This window comes from Pseudomonas sp. GW821-FHT02C04 (genome assembly GCF_059421845.1).
The window spans coordinates 1-13,192 of the sequence record NZ_JBWKVT010000011.1; the positions used below are offsets into that span (position 1 = coordinate 1).

12 protein-coding genes are annotated in these 13,192 nt (G+C 60.5%); 6 read left to right on the plus strand and 6 right to left on the minus strand.

Annotated elements, in window-relative coordinates; all coding sequences use genetic code 11:
- Positions 1-167 precede the first annotated feature (167 nt).
- From AC07VV_RS28125 to AC07VV_RS28135, 3 genes are read left to right on the plus strand one after another with little or no spacing between them, the layout of a single operon-like run.
- Complete coding sequence (locus tag AC07VV_RS28125) at positions 168-827, plus strand: paraquat-inducible protein A (protein ID WP_495038112.1); 660 nt, start codon at positions 168-170, stop codon at positions 825-827.
- Positions 814-1,437 carry a paraquat-inducible protein A gene (locus AC07VV_RS28130; protein WP_011335949.1) on the plus strand — a complete coding sequence of 208 codons (624 nt, stop codon included), beginning with the start codon at positions 814-816 and terminating at the stop codon, positions 1,435-1,437. The genes AC07VV_RS28125 and AC07VV_RS28130 overlap by 14 nt, the downstream gene beginning before the upstream one ends.
- Positions 1,430-3,733, plus strand: coding sequence for a PqiB family protein (locus AC07VV_RS28135; RefSeq protein WP_495038113.1), 2,304 nt, complete (start codon positions 1,430-1,432; stop codon positions 3,731-3,733). The genes AC07VV_RS28130 and AC07VV_RS28135 overlap by 8 nt, the downstream gene beginning before the upstream one ends.
- 69 nt (positions 3,734-3,802) lie before the next feature.
- Here AC07VV_RS28135 and mksF read toward each other — a convergent pair whose 3' ends face one another.
- Genes mksF through mksB form a run of 3 tightly spaced genes read right to left on the minus strand, consistent with a single transcriptional unit; the run spans position 3,803 to position 8,608 of the window.
- Complete coding sequence (gene mksF, locus AC07VV_RS28140) at positions 3,803-6,643, minus strand: Mks condensin complex protein MksF (protein ID WP_102621194.1); 2,841 nt, start codon at positions 6,641-6,643, stop codon at positions 3,803-3,805.
- On the minus strand, positions 6,640-7,341 hold the full coding sequence (gene mksE, locus AC07VV_RS28145) for an Mks condensin complex protein MksE (RefSeq protein WP_186622818.1): 702 nt from the start codon (positions 7,339-7,341) through the stop codon (positions 6,640-6,642). Before mksE ends, mksF begins: the two co-directional genes overlap by 4 nt.
- Positions 7,331-8,608, minus strand: a complete 1,278-nt coding sequence (gene mksB / locus AC07VV_RS28150) for an Mks condensin complex protein MksB (protein ID WP_249484635.1) — start codon at positions 8,606-8,608, stop codon at positions 7,331-7,333. The genes mksE and mksB overlap by 11 nt, the downstream gene beginning before the upstream one ends.
- Positions 8,609-8,839: 231 nt before the next feature.
- Here mksB and AC07VV_RS28155 point away from each other — a divergent pair, with 231 nt between their 5' ends.
- Both AC07VV_RS28155 and rimI read left to right on the plus strand, forming a co-directional pair.
- Positions 8,840-9,592, plus strand: coding sequence for an energy transducer TonB (locus tag AC07VV_RS28155; protein ID WP_493066647.1), 753 nt, complete (start codon positions 8,840-8,842; stop codon positions 9,590-9,592).
- Positions 9,585-10,037, plus strand: coding sequence for a ribosomal protein S18-alanine N-acetyltransferase (rimI, locus tag AC07VV_RS28160; RefSeq protein ID WP_096822667.1), 453 nt, complete (start codon positions 9,585-9,587; stop codon positions 10,035-10,037). Before AC07VV_RS28155 ends, rimI begins: the two co-directional genes overlap by 8 nt.
- Before the next feature lie 45 nt (positions 10,038-10,082).
- Here rimI and AC07VV_RS28165 read toward each other — a convergent pair whose 3' ends face one another.
- Entirely contained in the window at positions 10,083-10,490 is a 408-nt protein-coding gene (locus AC07VV_RS28165) for a serine kinase/phosphatase (protein WP_495038114.1), read from the minus strand.
- Positions 10,491-10,632: 142 nt separating this feature from the next.
- On the opposite strand from AC07VV_RS28165, the gene can reads away from it, so the two are divergent.
- Positions 10,633-11,277, plus strand: coding sequence for a carbonate dehydratase (can, locus tag AC07VV_RS28170; protein ID WP_096822671.1), 645 nt, complete (start codon positions 10,633-10,635; stop codon positions 11,275-11,277).
- An 8-nt stretch (positions 11,278-11,285) separates the two neighbouring features.
- Here the strand turns inward: can and AC07VV_RS28175 are convergent, their stop codons facing one another.
- Together AC07VV_RS28175 and AC07VV_RS28180 are read right to left on the minus strand one after the other, a co-directional pair.
- Complete coding sequence (locus tag AC07VV_RS28175) at positions 11,286-11,810, minus strand: SET domain-containing protein-lysine N-methyltransferase (protein ID WP_495038115.1); 525 nt, start codon at positions 11,808-11,810, stop codon at positions 11,286-11,288.
- A 180-nt stretch (positions 11,811-11,990) separates the two neighbouring features.
- On the minus strand, positions 11,991-13,163 hold the full coding sequence (locus AC07VV_RS28180; protein WP_495038116.1) for a hypothetical protein: 1,173 nt from the start codon (positions 13,161-13,163) through the stop codon (positions 11,991-11,993).
- Positions 13,164-13,192 lie beyond the last annotated feature (29 nt).

Genomic DNA, 13,192 nt, shown 5'->3' on the forward strand with positions numbered 1-13,192 from the left:
AGTAGGTCATCGTCAAGATTAAATTCCGAAACCCCAATTGCGAAAGCAGTTGGGGTTTTGTTTTGTCCGCAGGAAAGTTTTTGCTCGCGTCAGCGAACAAATTTGCACAGTTATTTTCGAATCAGAACACTAGAATAGATCCCAACTTTTTCGGAGCCAGAGCCCTTATGTCTGATTCGGTTGACGCCCCCGGGCTGTCAGATTTACCGCTGGATGACTTGGTGGCCTGTCATGAGTGCGATCTGCTGATGCGCAAGCCCAAGCTTGCCCACGGCGAAAAAGCCCTCTGCCCACGCTGCGGTTACGAACTGTATGCCCACCGCCATAACGTGGTGCAGCGCAGTCTTGCCCTGGTCATTGCCGCACTGCTGCTCTACGTGCCGGCGAACTTTTTACCCATCATGCAGCTCAATGTTCTCGGGCAATCGTCGCAGGACACTGTCTGGAGCGGCGTTATCGGTCTGTTCAATACTGATATGCGCGGCGTTTCAGTCGTCGTGTTCCTTTGCAGCATGGCGATTCCACTGCTGAAACTGCTGTGTCAGTTGATGGTGTTGTTGACGATCCGGTTCAACATCGGTCGTAGCTACGGGCTGTTGCTTTACCGCATTTATCACCACCTCAAAGACTGGGGCATGCTTGAGGTGTACCTCATGGGCGTCCTGGTGGCGATCGTCAAACTGGCGGACATGGCGGCCATCACCGTCGGTCTCGGTCTGGCATGTTTCATCGGTCTGTTATTGGTTCAGGTCTGGCTCGAAGTGGTGATGTCACCGCACCAGATCTGGCAGGCGTTATCAGGAGAAGATGCCCATGCGGGCGATTGATGCGGGCATTCTGATCTGTACCGAATGCCACGAACTGAACAGGCAGGATGCCGACAGCGATGTGCAGACCTGCACTCGATGCGGTGCTCTGGTTCACGCCCGGCGGCCCAATAGTCTCGCCCGAACCTGGGCGTTGCTGATCACTGCGGCGATTATCTACATCCCGGCCAATGTCCTGCCGATCATGACAGTCAGCTCTCTGGGGCAGGGGGATCCGAGCACGATCATGTCCGGCGTCATCCAGCTGGTGCAGCACGGCATGATTCCGATCGCTGCCGTGGTGTTCATCGCCAGTATTTTGGTGCCGACATTCAAACTGGTGGGCATCGCTCTGCTGCTGTTTTCGGTACAGCGCCGCCAGCCATTGTCCGCGCGCCAGCGGATCTGGATGTACCGTTTCATCGAGTTCATCGGCCGCTGGTCCATGCTCGATATTTTCGTGATCGCCATTCTGGTGGCGGTCGTCAACTTCGGCCGGCTTGCCAGCGTCGAAGCCAATCTTGGCGCCATCGCCTTCGCCAGTGTGGTGATTCTGACGATGCTCGCCGCTGTCACTTTCGATCCCCGACTGATTTGGGATAACACGGAGTCGGACGCCGACCATGACTGATTTGCCTGTAGCGAAAACCCGACCGGCTTCGAACTGGTCTGCCATTTGGGTACTGCCCCTGATTGCCCTGATCATCGGCGGCTGGCTGGGATGGCGTGCCTACAACGAAACCGGCATCGAGATTCAGGTGCGCTTCGAAAGCGGTGAAGGCATCCAGGCCAACAAGACCGAAGTGGTCTACAAAGGCATGCCCGTCGGCAAGGTCAAAGCCCTCAAGCTCGACGACGAAGGCGGCACCAAAGGCGTGATCGCCACCATTGAAATGAACAAGGATGTCGATCAATACCTGAAGACCAGTACCCGTTTCTGGCTGGTCAAACCGAGTGTGACACTGGCCGGTATCACCGGTCTGGAAACCCTGGTATCGGGTAACTATGTCGCGATCAGCCCGGGTGAAGGCGAGCCGACCCGCAAGTTCAAGGCCCTGGCCGAAGAGCCGCCGCTGTCGGACTCCAAACCCGGCCTGCACCTGACGATCAAGGCTGATCGCCTGGGGTCGTTGAACCGTGGCAGCCCGGTGTTCTACAAGCAGATCAAGGTTGGCCAGATCAAGAGTTACGTGCTGTCGGAAGACCAGAGCACTGTCGAACTCAAGGTGTTCATCGAGCCGACCTACGCCAAACTGGTGCGCAAACATACGCGCTTCTGGAACGCCAGCGGCATCAGCATCGACGCCAACCTGTCCGGGGTGAAAGTGCGTAGCGAGTCCCTGGCCAGCATCGTCGCCGGCGGTATTGCCTTCGCGACGCCGGAGAACCGCAAGGACAGCCCGCCGACCGATCCGAGCCTGCCGTTCCGCCTCTACGAAGACTTCGATGCGGCCGCCGCCGGCATCCGCGTGAAGGTCAAACTCAGCGATTTCGAAGGCTTGCAGGCCGGGCGTACCCCGGTGATGTACAAGGGCATTCAGGTCGGTAACCTGAAAGCGCTGAAGATCGATCCGGATCTGTCCAGCGCCACCGCTGAATTGACCCTCGATCCTCTGGCTGAAGAATATCTGGTCACCGGCACCCAGTTCTGGGTGGTCAAGCCGTCGATTTCCCTTGCCGGCATTACCGGTCTGGAAGCGTTGGTCAAAGGTAACTACATTGCCGTGCGCCCAGGCGACAAGGGCGGCGCTCCGCAGCGTGAGTTCGAAGCCCGGCCGAAAGCGCCGCCGCTGGACCTCCGTTCACCGGGTCTGCATCTGGTGTTGTTCACCGATACGCTCGGCTCAATCGATGTCGGCAGCCCGATCCTCTACAAGCAGGTCAAGGTCGGTTCGGTGCAGAGCTATCAGTTCTCCAAGACCCGGAAGCAACTGGTGATCGGCGTCCACATCGAGAAGGAATACGAAAACCTGGTCAACGCCTCGACCCGGTTCTGGAACGTCAGCGGGGTCACGTTGACCGGCGGCTTGACCGGCGGCATTCAGGTCAAGAGCGAGTCGTTGCAGACCCTGATGGCCGGCGGCATCGCGTTCGAAACACCGCAAGCCAAGGCCCCGCTGCAGAAGCGCATTCCGCGCTTCCGTCTGTTCGCCAATCATGATGATGCGAATCAGAAAGGCGCGGTGGTCACCATCAAGGTCGACCGTGCCGACGGTTTGCGTAGCGGCACGCCGATTCGCTTCAAGGGTCTGGACGTCGGCAAGATCGAAAGTGTCGACCTGACCGATGATCTGCAATCGGTGATCCTCACCGCACGCATCACTGAAGTGCCGGAGAAGATTGCCCGGGTCGGCAGTCAGTTCTGGGTGGTCAAGCCTGAGTTGGGGCTGATCAAGACTTCGAATCTGGAAACCCTGGTCACTGGCCAATACCTCGAAGTCCAACCGGCAGCCAAGAACCTCGGCCCGCAGAAGAACTTCGTGGCGTTGGCCAATCCGCCAGAATTGGCCAAGCAGGAGGCAGGCTTGAGTCTGGTCCTGAGCGCCGCGCGCCGTGGTTCGTTGAAGCCGGGTGTGCCAGTGACTTACCGTGAAATCACTGTGGGTAAAGTCACAGGTTATGAACTGGGCCAGACTGCGGATCGCGTACTGGTACACATCCTGATCGAGCCGAAATATGCCCCGCTGGTACGCAGCGGCAGTCGCTTCTGGAACACCAGCGGTGTCGGTTTCGATATCGGTCTGTTCAAGGGCGTGACGGTACGCACTGAGTCTCTGGAGACGGCGATTCAGGGCGGCATCGCCTTCGCCACGCCGGACGGTGAGCGCATGGGCAACCCGGCTCGGGCTGAACAGACCTTCGCGCTGTTCGACAAGTTCGAAGACGAATGGCTGACCTGGGCGCCTAAAATCCCCCTCGACAAATAATCCCGAGCTCATGAAAAAGGGCCGCGATCCAATGGATCGCGGCCCTTTTTTGTGCCCGTCAGTTACGCATCAAACCGCATCCAGCTCCGGCTCGTCCGCTTCGACATTGACGGTGGCTTTCACCACATCGTGACGGCGGATGTATTTCCAGTCCGCCTCGTCGATGTAGATGCCGGCCGGGCCGCTGCCGCCTTCCAGGTCGATGGCGACACTGGCGCAGACCTGCGGCTTCACACTTGCCAGAATCGGCACGAAGCCCAGTTGCAGGCTGGTTTCCAGCAATGCTGCCTGGTTCTTCTCGTCGATGTCCGCCGCCTCGTCGAGGTAGTACGGCAGGCGCACGCGACCGGCCAGGTCGCGATCCATCAAGTGCAGCAACAAGTACATGTTGGTCAGCGCCTTGATGGTCATCGTGGTGCCGTTGGACGCCGCGCCATCGATGTCGGTGTGGATCACCGGCTGGCCGTTGACCTTAGTGATCTCGAACGCCAGTTCGAACAAGTCCTTGAGGCCGAGCTGGTTGTGGTTCGCCGCCACCAGACGCGCCAGGTATTCCTTGGCCTCTTCGTTCTTGTTGTCCTGTTCCGCGCTTTGGCTCAGGTCGAACACCGACAGGGTTTCGCCTTCTTCGTACTGACCGGCGCTGTGGATGATCTGGTCGATGTGCTTGAGCGCTTCTTTGTTTGGCGCGAGCACGATGCGGAAGCTCTGCAGGTTGGAGACCTGACGCTTGTTGATCTCGCGGTTGAACAGCGCCAGTTGATGCTCGAGGCTGTCGTAGTCGCTGCGGATATTGCGCAGGGTCCGCGCGATATCGGTCACGGCTGCGCGACGCGCCTTGCCGAGGGTCAGGGCTTCGTCGGTGCGGTGCGCGTAAGCGTTGATCAGCAGCGACAGACGGCGCTCCATGTCGTCTTCGCTGTCGAACTTGGCCACGCCTTTGAGGCGCACTTGCGCGTACAGCGCTTCGATCTGGCCATCGGCACGCAGCAGGCCTTGCCAGCTGTCCTGATAGTCATTGAGCAGCGGCAGCAGGTTGTCCATCGAGTCGTCGACCGGATCCATGAACGGCGTCCCGAACGGCAGATCCGCCGGTAGCAACTGACGGCGACGCAGGGCATCGTCGAGGGTGCGTTGCTTGGCTTCCATGTCGGCGATCTGCCGGCCGACCAGTTGCAGCTTGGCCGACAGTTGCTGGACGCGCTCGGTGAACGCATCGCTGGAACGCTTGAGTTCGTCCTGCGCGGCTTCCATCTGCGCCAGTTGCTCCAGCTTGTCACCTTCTTCGGCGCTCAGGGTCTGGGTGCGGCGGAAGTCTTCCAAAGCTTTCTGCGCATCCAGCACCTGCTGGTACAGCGCTTCGGTCTGGGTTTTGCTCGCGGCGCGGTCGGCGGCCACGGCTTGTTGGGTCTTGAGTTGCTTGAGCTCTTTTTCCAGACGCTCTTTCTGATCGCGCAGCGCGGCACGGTCGGCCAGCGCTTGCAGGGCCGGCGGCTCGATGTGCGAGATGTCGATCGACAGGCCCGGCACTTCGAAACGCTCGCCCTTGAAACCATCGAGGATCAGCTCGACCGATTTGACCCACTCGCCGTCCTCGTCGAGGGTGATGCCGTGTTCGCCCAGCGGCAGGCTGAACAGCGCGCTGTTGAACAGACGCATCAGGCGTTCGACGTCCTGTTGCGAGAACTCTTCACGCAGGCGGGCGTAGCTGTTGTTGTCGGCGTGATCGAGTTGCTGTTTCACCGACTTCAGGCGTTTTTCCAGATCCCGCAGACGCTCCTCGAGATCCTCGGCGCTGAATTGACGGGACTGCGCCAGCGCACCGGCGAGTTCATCGTGAGCGTCCTTGGCCGCCAGCAGTTGCTGCTCCAGCACCTTGACGTCATCGACCAGCGCAAAGCGGTTCTTCAGTACCGACAATTCGCCAAGCCAGCGCTGAATGCCGGAGATTTCCCGCTCCAGACGCATCAGCTCCTGAGTGCCGCCGCGCTGATCGTTTTGCAGGTCGTCCTGCTCGCGACGGTAATGTTCGGCCTGGATCGCCAGTTCTTCTTTGCGCGCACCGGCGTAATCCGACCAGGTGCCGAGCAACGAATCGAGCAGCGGCGACAGGCGATGCAGTTTACCGCGCAGCACGTCGCGCTGTTTCACGCCGTTGGCCAAGGCTTCGACGAGCGGGCCGGCAGCTACCAGCGAGTTGTAGTCCTGTTCCATGCGGCGCACGTCGCGGAAGGCTTCTTCGCACGCGGCGATGTAATCGACACTGCCGGAACGCAGGCTGTGCTCGAAAGCATCGAGGAACAGCTGCTTGAGCTTGGCTGCGGTGATTTCGCGCATATGCAGCAGGTTGATGAACAGCGCGCGGAAAGTCTTCAGGCTCTGCTCGCTGGTGGAGCGCAGCGGGATCAGGGTCAGATCCAGCGGGATCGACGTATGACCGCCAACCAGCAAACGACGCAGCTCATCGGGCTTGAGTTCGTAAGCCTTCAGGCCTTCCTTCTCAAGGTTGCTGAACAGTTCTTTCTGACGCAGGCAGGTATCGTTTTTCTGGTAGTGCGCCAGATCGAGCTTGCCGGCGTAGGCAAAGAACTGGTGACCGAAACCACCACCCGGGCCGCGACCGACCACACCGATCACGTGCGGGCCGTGGGGCAGGTTCACTTCGACGAGGATGTAGCTGGTGTCGGAGGCAAAGTAGAAGCGACGAGACTGTTCCAGGCTGTACTTGCCGAAGCTCATGTCCGACATGCGCGCCAGGATCGGGAACTGCAAGGCGTTGATCGAGGCGGATTTACCGAGGTTGTTCGCGCCGTATACCGACAGCGGTTCTTCCAGCGGGAACAGGCCGAGGCTGTAACCGGCAGTGTTCAAAAGGGCAAAGCGGCGGATGCCGTAGCGTTCCTGGCTCATGCGTCGGACTCCTGTTCTTCGGCAATGGCGCGGGCCAGTGCGTCTTCTTCGCTCTCTTCCTCAAATTCGGAAAGATCGAGCGGATCGTCGGTGGCGAGGAATTTGGCTTCGGCTTCTTCGTCGATCAGCACCGGTGCCGGCAGCGGCAGCACGCTGTGAACGCTGGCCGCCAGATCGCGGTCCTGCTGAACCGACAGGCAGACGTCGAGGAAGCGGTGCATCGGCGGCAGGAAGCGGTACACGCCGTTTTCTTCGCCAGCGAAGCCGAGTTGGGTCATGCGGCGCATGATTTTTTCTTCGAGCTCTTCAACGGTCTGCACTTCGGCCTGGATGAACAGGTCGCGGTACTTTTCCAGTAGCGACGGCAGTTCTTCGCGGCCGAGGCTGCCACCATCGAGCACGGCGATCGGATCGCGACCCTGATCGGCCAGATGCTCGACGAGGATGAAGGTGAACAGCGCAAGGCGCTGAGCGGTCTTGTTCACCGCCGCAGCGGCCATGTCCGGCACGAAGTAATAGAAACCACGGGTGTCGCAGACCAGTTCGAAACCCAGTGCCTTGAACAGCGTGCGGTACTGGTCCTGGAAGTTCGACAGTTGCGCGTACAGCTCCGGGTCGCGGCGGCTGACGTGGTAGCCCTTGAACAGCTCGCGGAAGATCGGCGCGAGTTGCGACAGTTCGGAAAGATCAAGATGCATTGGGGATGCTCGCAGAATCCTCGGCGGCGGTGTCGGCGGCCGAGAGCAGGGCGAAGGAGCGCAGGCTGACCTGGTGCTCGTGAGTGTGGTATTCGCGGCGTTCCAGACGCTCGCGCTTGAAGCGTTTTTCCCGCGACAGGCGCGAGAACCAGTAAAGCAATTCGTCGGTAGCACCGTCCGGTTCCTGCTCCAGCAGCCAGGTCATCAGATCCGGCATCGGCAGGGATTCTTCGCAGCGGTCGACCATTTCGCGCACAGTGCGCGGTGCGCGCGGGGCTTCGCCTTTCTGTGTCTTGTGCGCCTTGGGGAAGCGCGCCGGCTTCGGCTCGAAACGGGCCAACGCGTAGACGTAGGCTTCAACCTGACTGGCGCTGCCAAGGAAGGTGCTTTGCGGCCGGGTGAACAGCGGCATCGCGGCTTGCGGTACGGCGTCGATGCCTTTGCGTCGGATCGCGGCAAGGGCGAGGGCTGCACCACGGGTCACGGCGTTGTGCCGGCGTGCTTCTTCACGCAGCGGCAGCAGCAGTTCGCGGGCGTGACGCAGGGTCAGCTGGGCGCTGGTCTGCATCTCGAGGATGCGCGCGTGGGTGCGCAGCAGCATGTCGTCATCGACCAGATGGCCGAGGCGCTGCTGTTCGCTGAGCATCTTCAGCAGCACGGTTTCGACCTTGCGCACGCCTTGTTCGAAGGCGCCGTCGGCGTTCACCAGATCAATCATCGGCTCGACGTATTCGTCCCAGGTCGCCAGTACTTCGGCGTAACGCTGACGCAGGGGGATCTGACGATCACTGGTCTTGGCCCGTTCGGCCACAGCCACCAGCGCCTGTTCATCGTTGTCGAGTTTCTTCAGAACGTCGCGCACGCGCATGTCGAGCAGACGCAGCTGACGGGCCAGATCATTGCCGTCACGGACATCGAATGCATCCTGGATATAACCGGCCAGACGCTCGAGGTGACGCAGATACGCTTCGATCTCCAGGCACAGGCCCAGTCGGTGTTCCCGACGCAGGTAGGCGAGGAAGTCATGAATCTGCGCGTTCAGCTCGAAACGGTTCGGGCTTTTGGCCACAGGCACCAGAATGTCGAGGCGAATCCACACGTCGAGCAGACTGGTGATGTCCTGCGGCGTGCTGTCCAGTTGTTGGGCGGCCAGTTGCGTGCGCAGTTCGTTGAGGCTCAGGGTGCCTTGGTCGAAGTGCTCGCACAGTGGCTCCAGAAGTGCCCAGTGTTCAGCGAGGGCGCGCAAGACGCGCTTGGGTTCGATCATCGGAATGGCCGGCTGGTTGGCGATTAAAAGCCGCGATTGTACTGCATCACGCGGGATGCGATTCACTCTCGGGACGGGCTGTCGCTTTTCTTTGCGTCAAGGTATCGGTCAAGACTATCGATCAACAGCGGGCGATCTTGAGCGAAGGGCGGTAGAATCAGCGCACTTCAGTTATCCACAAGTGGCCGACCCTTGCTAATCGAGTCCCGCCGCCGCGCCTATTTGAACGCCATGCAGGTGGTCAACTGGCTGCCGCGCACCGAATTGCCCTTTGCCGCGCCGTCACGGCCCGAGCTGCTGGACGTTGCCGAGCCCGAGCCTGACGTCCCGGTGTTCGTGGCACCTGCGCCGCAGGCCGATGCGCCGGTGCAGCCTGCCGCGCGTCCGGTCGAACGGCCGAAGATCGAGGTCCCGCGACCTTCGCTGGCCAGCACCCGCACGGGCGCCAAGCCGGTGGAAGAAGTCGACGAAACGCCTGTGGTGGTCAAACCGGCGCCGGTCCCGCCACCGCGTTTTACTCTGCAATTGCTGCGGGCCGGTCGTTGCCTGCTGTTGGTGGAGTTACCCACAGGCGATTCTTTCCAGTCCCGCGATCCGGCGTATCTGTTGCTCAAGGACATGCTGCGCGCCGCCGGTCTGCCGGATGCGCCGCAGATCGTCGGTGATCCGGTGCGCTGGCCATTGCTGGTGCGCGGCACCATGGATCAGGGGCCCGAAGCGGCCCGGGATTTCGTCCAGGGATTCCTGTCGGTTCAAATGGAGGCGGCGCCGTGCGCCTGCCTGTGGCTGATCGGCCTGCCGGCGGTGCGTTTTGCCGGCGAAGCGGATGCCGAAGCGTTCAACCGCGAATTGCAAATCGAGGGTCTTGGCCTGGCGTGGGCCGTGCCGGGGCTTGAATTGTTGATGGAAGAGCCACAGCGCAAGGCCGCCGTGTGGCAAGCCATGCGTCGGCTGATGGCGCGCTGGAAAGAATCGAATGAGTGACGCTGTAACGTTCCGCCCGATGGTCGAAGCCGATCTGGATGCCGTACTGAAGATTGAATTCGCGGCCTACAGCCATCCATGGACTCGCGGGATCTTTCTCGACGGGCTGGGCAAATACCAGATCTGGCTGATGTTCGAAGGTGAGCAACAAGTCGGACATGGCGTGGTGCAGATCATTCTGGATGAGGCGCACCTGCTCAACATCACGGTCAAACCGGAAAATCAGGGCCGGGGCCTGGGGCTGACATTGCTCGAGCACCTGATGTCTCGCGCCTATGCCGCGGATGCCCGGGAATGTTTCCTCGAAGTGCGCGACAGCAACACCTCGGCCTTTCGCTTGTATGAGCGCTATGGCTTCAACGAAATCGGCCGGCGCCGGGATTACTACCCGGCGGTGGGCGGGCGTGAAGACGCCGTGGTCATGGCCTGCACCCTGGTGGATTAAGCATCGAATGCATCGCGGGCCCGCCCGCGATGACGTTCTTTCAGGTCATCCGCGCTTGCCATCCATCGGATCGCGCCGCGCCATTTCCGCTTCATCCAGCCCGTTTCCGCCGCCAATGTCGTCTTCATCGACAATGCTCAAGTCCCAATCCGCCTGATTGCCCGCCCCCAACTCGTCGGCATCCCGTGCGCCATCTTCGTGGATCAGGGTTTCCGGGCTCAGATCATCGTCGGTCGGCTCATGATCAGCCACTGAAGCGCCGGTCAGGCCCGCCTCACGCACCCGCTCGCGGGGCATCAGCTGTTCCCGCTCGGTTTCCGGCAGTTCGTCGCCGATCCTTGCGCTGGGCTGTTCGTCGTCGAAGTCCAGCTCATGCACCGATCCCATGCGGTCTTCGTTATCATCGATGGGTTCCGGCTGCACCGCATCGAAGGGACGTCGTGAATCAGTCATGGCAAATCCTCATACTGTGGGCCTTACTGAGGTGGACTCACCGGGCACACGAGAAATTCCAACGAAATCATCTGCGATCCTTTCGTGACCCCGACGGACGGTTGTCTGTCAAAGCAGCGCATCTTTCTTGAGGCCTTACAGCATGCATGACTTACAAGACCTGATTGATAACAACGAGCGTTGGGCTGACGCGATTACCAAGGAAGACCCGGATTTCTTCGCCAAACTGGCCCGCCAGCAGACGCCGGAATATCTGTGGATCGGTTGCTCCGACGCACGGGTGCCGGCCAACGAGATCGTCGGCATGCTGCCGGGTGATCTGTTCGTTCACCGTAACGTTGCCAACGTGGTACTGCACACCGACCTCAATTGCCTGTCGGTGATCCAGTACGCGGTAGACGTGCTCAAGGTCAAACACATTCTCGTCACCGGCCACTACGGTTGCGGCGGTGTGCGGGCGTCGATGCAGGATCGCCAGTTCGGTCTGATCGATGGCTGGCTGCGGTCGATCCGCGATCTGTATTACGAAAAACGTGAAGAACTGGCCAAGCTGCCGACCGAAGAAGAGCAGGTCGATCGCCTGTGCGAGCTCAACGTGATCCAGCAAGTGGCCAACGTCGCTCACACCAGCATCATCCAGAACGCCTGGCATCGCGGGCAGAGCCTGTCGATCCACGGTTGCATCTACGGCATCAAGGATGGCCGCTGGAAGAGCCTGAACACGACCATCAGCGGTTTCGAGCAACTGCCGCCGCAATACCGTTTGCGTCCGGTAGAAGCGCAGTAACTCTCCGGTCAGCGCAAACCTTGCCGACGCCAGCTCTGCAAATAGCGCTGGCCTTCAAGATTGGGGGATTCGTCGTAGCCGACAATCCACCCGCGACAGTGTGAAGACCCGCAACCGCAGACGAACTGCCTGAGCAGTTTGTCCTCGGTGGCGGTGTAATCCATGGTCAGCCGGTCGCCGGGTTTGATGTCCCGCAGTGCCCACAGCCATAATTCGCTCATGTCGAGAAACACGTTCGGGTCGCACGAGTGTTCGAACAGTCCGAAAAAGCGCGGATCGTAGATATGAATACCGGGCTGCAGTTGCCGGGTCTGCCGGCAGCGGTAAGGCAGCAATTGCCCCGAGACCCGGCACATTCGGGTAATACGCAGGAATTCCCGGCGCGCCACGACGGCGATGGACACTGCGTGGCTGCCTTGAACAATTTCGAAATCAGCTCTGGAGGGGAATCCGAGGCGAACCGGGAGTCCGGCGAAGGGATAAATGCCCTCGGTGTCGCGAGGGGAGCCACTTTGCAGTGCGTAAGTGTTCATAACGTTCCTTGTCGGCCAGGTGTCGCGATTCCCGAGACTGACATCCTGTCAGTCCTTGAGTCCGAGCTTTGAATCCAAGAATCCCGTAAATCACACTAGCGGTCTACTGTCAGATCTGACAGGCGAAATAGACGCTTTCCCGAGTCAGCCAGGGCTGACACGGGAACTTCACGCGTGGGTTCAGAGGTGGGGAGCCGGTGCGGCCATGGCCGGCAGCGGACTCTTCAGCTGTTGCAGCTGGGTCTGGATCGTCGGGGTCGAGCAGGTGGTCGCTGCCTGCGCTGCGGTTTCGTTACGGATCGAGGTGTAGAACAGCTCGCAGGTCTTGGCCTTCTGCGTCACTTGCCAGGTCTGGGTGCAACTGTTCAGCAAGGTTTTCGGATCCGTGCCCGGTTTGCTGCCCATCCCGGCCTGCCAGCAGGCTGCGCTCAAGTCTTGCCCCATCACTTTCAAACCTGCCGCATCGGCCTTGGCCTGTGCATCGTCACCGGTGTAGTTGGCCGGGTCGGCGGCGTACCAGATGTAACTCGGGTGGTTGGAGCCCAGCACCGGCACGTTCACGCCTGCGCTTGGGCTGATGGTGGCCAGGCCCAGTACATTCACGGTCGCGCCGTATTGCTGTTTGATCCAGTTACGCACTGGCGCGCCGAAAGCGACCATTGGCAGAGTGGCGCCTTTGGCGTTCTGACTGACTTCCTTGACCATGGTGGTCTGATAGTCCTTGAAGTAGTCGTAGACCCCTTCCAGATCCTTGCCGGCGCTGGCGGGTGCGGCAATCGGCGCGATGTCGATGATGGTCTGATAGCCCGGCGTCTGGTCGGCGGGGATGCCGTTGTCGGTCAGCAGCGCAGCCCAGCGGTCGGTGGTGTTGGAGCGCAGGTAATCCTGAGCCTGGGTCAGCGAGTAATCCGGCGGGAAGTGCAGCAGTTCGACGCTTTTACGGTTTTCCAGAGCCATGCCCAGTGGCAGGAACAGATACCAGCTGTACGCCCATTTGCCATCGGCGTTGAGCTTGCTGGCGCCGGTATAGGCCAGGTCGCCAGCATCCAGCAGCGCGGCCAGCGGCTTGTCATAGCCTTTCGGCACGCCGCTGATCTCGGCGTAAAGCTGATGGTTGTCGGTTTTCACCAGCACCTTGGCGTTGGCATAACCATCGCGCTGCACACTTTGAGTCAGGTAATGGGCGACGGTCTGCTCAAGTGTCCAGTTGCGAAAGCAGATCACGCTGCAATTGTTGGGATAAGCGAAGAGGCGGGTGACGCGCTCGGTGCTGCCCAGTTTCAGGTCGACATCGGCGTGGGCGGCTGCGCTCAACGTGAGCGCAGCGAGGGTGAGTCCTGCGAGTTTGAACATGCTCAGATCCTTTTCAGCGTGGGTTCCCC

Bases quoted from the DNA above. Each gene is read 5' to 3' on its own strand.
- mksB (WP_249484635.1), bottom strand. From the start codon at position 8,608: ATGATCGAACCCAAGCGCGTCTTGCGCGCCCTCGCTGAACACTGGGCA.
- mksE (WP_186622818.1), bottom strand. From the start codon at position 7,341: ATGCATCTTGATCTTTCCGAACTGTCGCAACTCGCGCCGATCTTCCGC.
- AC07VV_RS28135 (WP_495038113.1), top strand. From the start codon at position 1,430: ATGACTGATTTGCCTGTAGCGAAAACCCGACCGGCTTCGAACTGGTCT.
- AC07VV_RS28155 (WP_493066647.1), top strand. From the start codon at position 8,840: ATGCAGGTGGTCAACTGGCTGCCGCGCACCGAATTGCCCTTTGCCGCG.
- mksF (WP_102621194.1), bottom strand. From the start codon at position 6,643: ATGAGCCAGGAACGCTACGGCATCCGCCGCTTTGCCCTTTTGAACACT.
- AC07VV_RS28175 (WP_495038115.1), bottom strand. From the start codon at position 11,810: ATGAACACTTACGCACTGCAAAGTGGCTCCCCTCGCGACACCGAGGGC.
- AC07VV_RS28165 (WP_495038114.1), bottom strand. From the start codon at position 10,490: ATGACTGATTCACGACGTCCCTTCGATGCGGTGCAGCCGGAACCCATC.
- AC07VV_RS28180 (WP_495038116.1), bottom strand. From the start codon at position 13,163: ATGTTCAAACTCGCAGGACTCACCCTCGCTGCGCTCACGTTGAGCGCA.
- can (WP_096822671.1), top strand. From the start codon at position 10,633: ATGCATGACTTACAAGACCTGATTGATAACAACGAGCGTTGGGCTGAC.
- rimI (WP_096822667.1), top strand. From the start codon at position 9,585: ATGAGTGACGCTGTAACGTTCCGCCCGATGGTCGAAGCCGATCTGGAT.
- AC07VV_RS28130 (WP_011335949.1), top strand. From the start codon at position 814: ATGCGGGCGATTGATGCGGGCATTCTGATCTGTACCGAATGCCACGAA.
- AC07VV_RS28125 (WP_495038112.1), top strand. From the start codon at position 168: ATGTCTGATTCGGTTGACGCCCCCGGGCTGTCAGATTTACCGCTGGAT.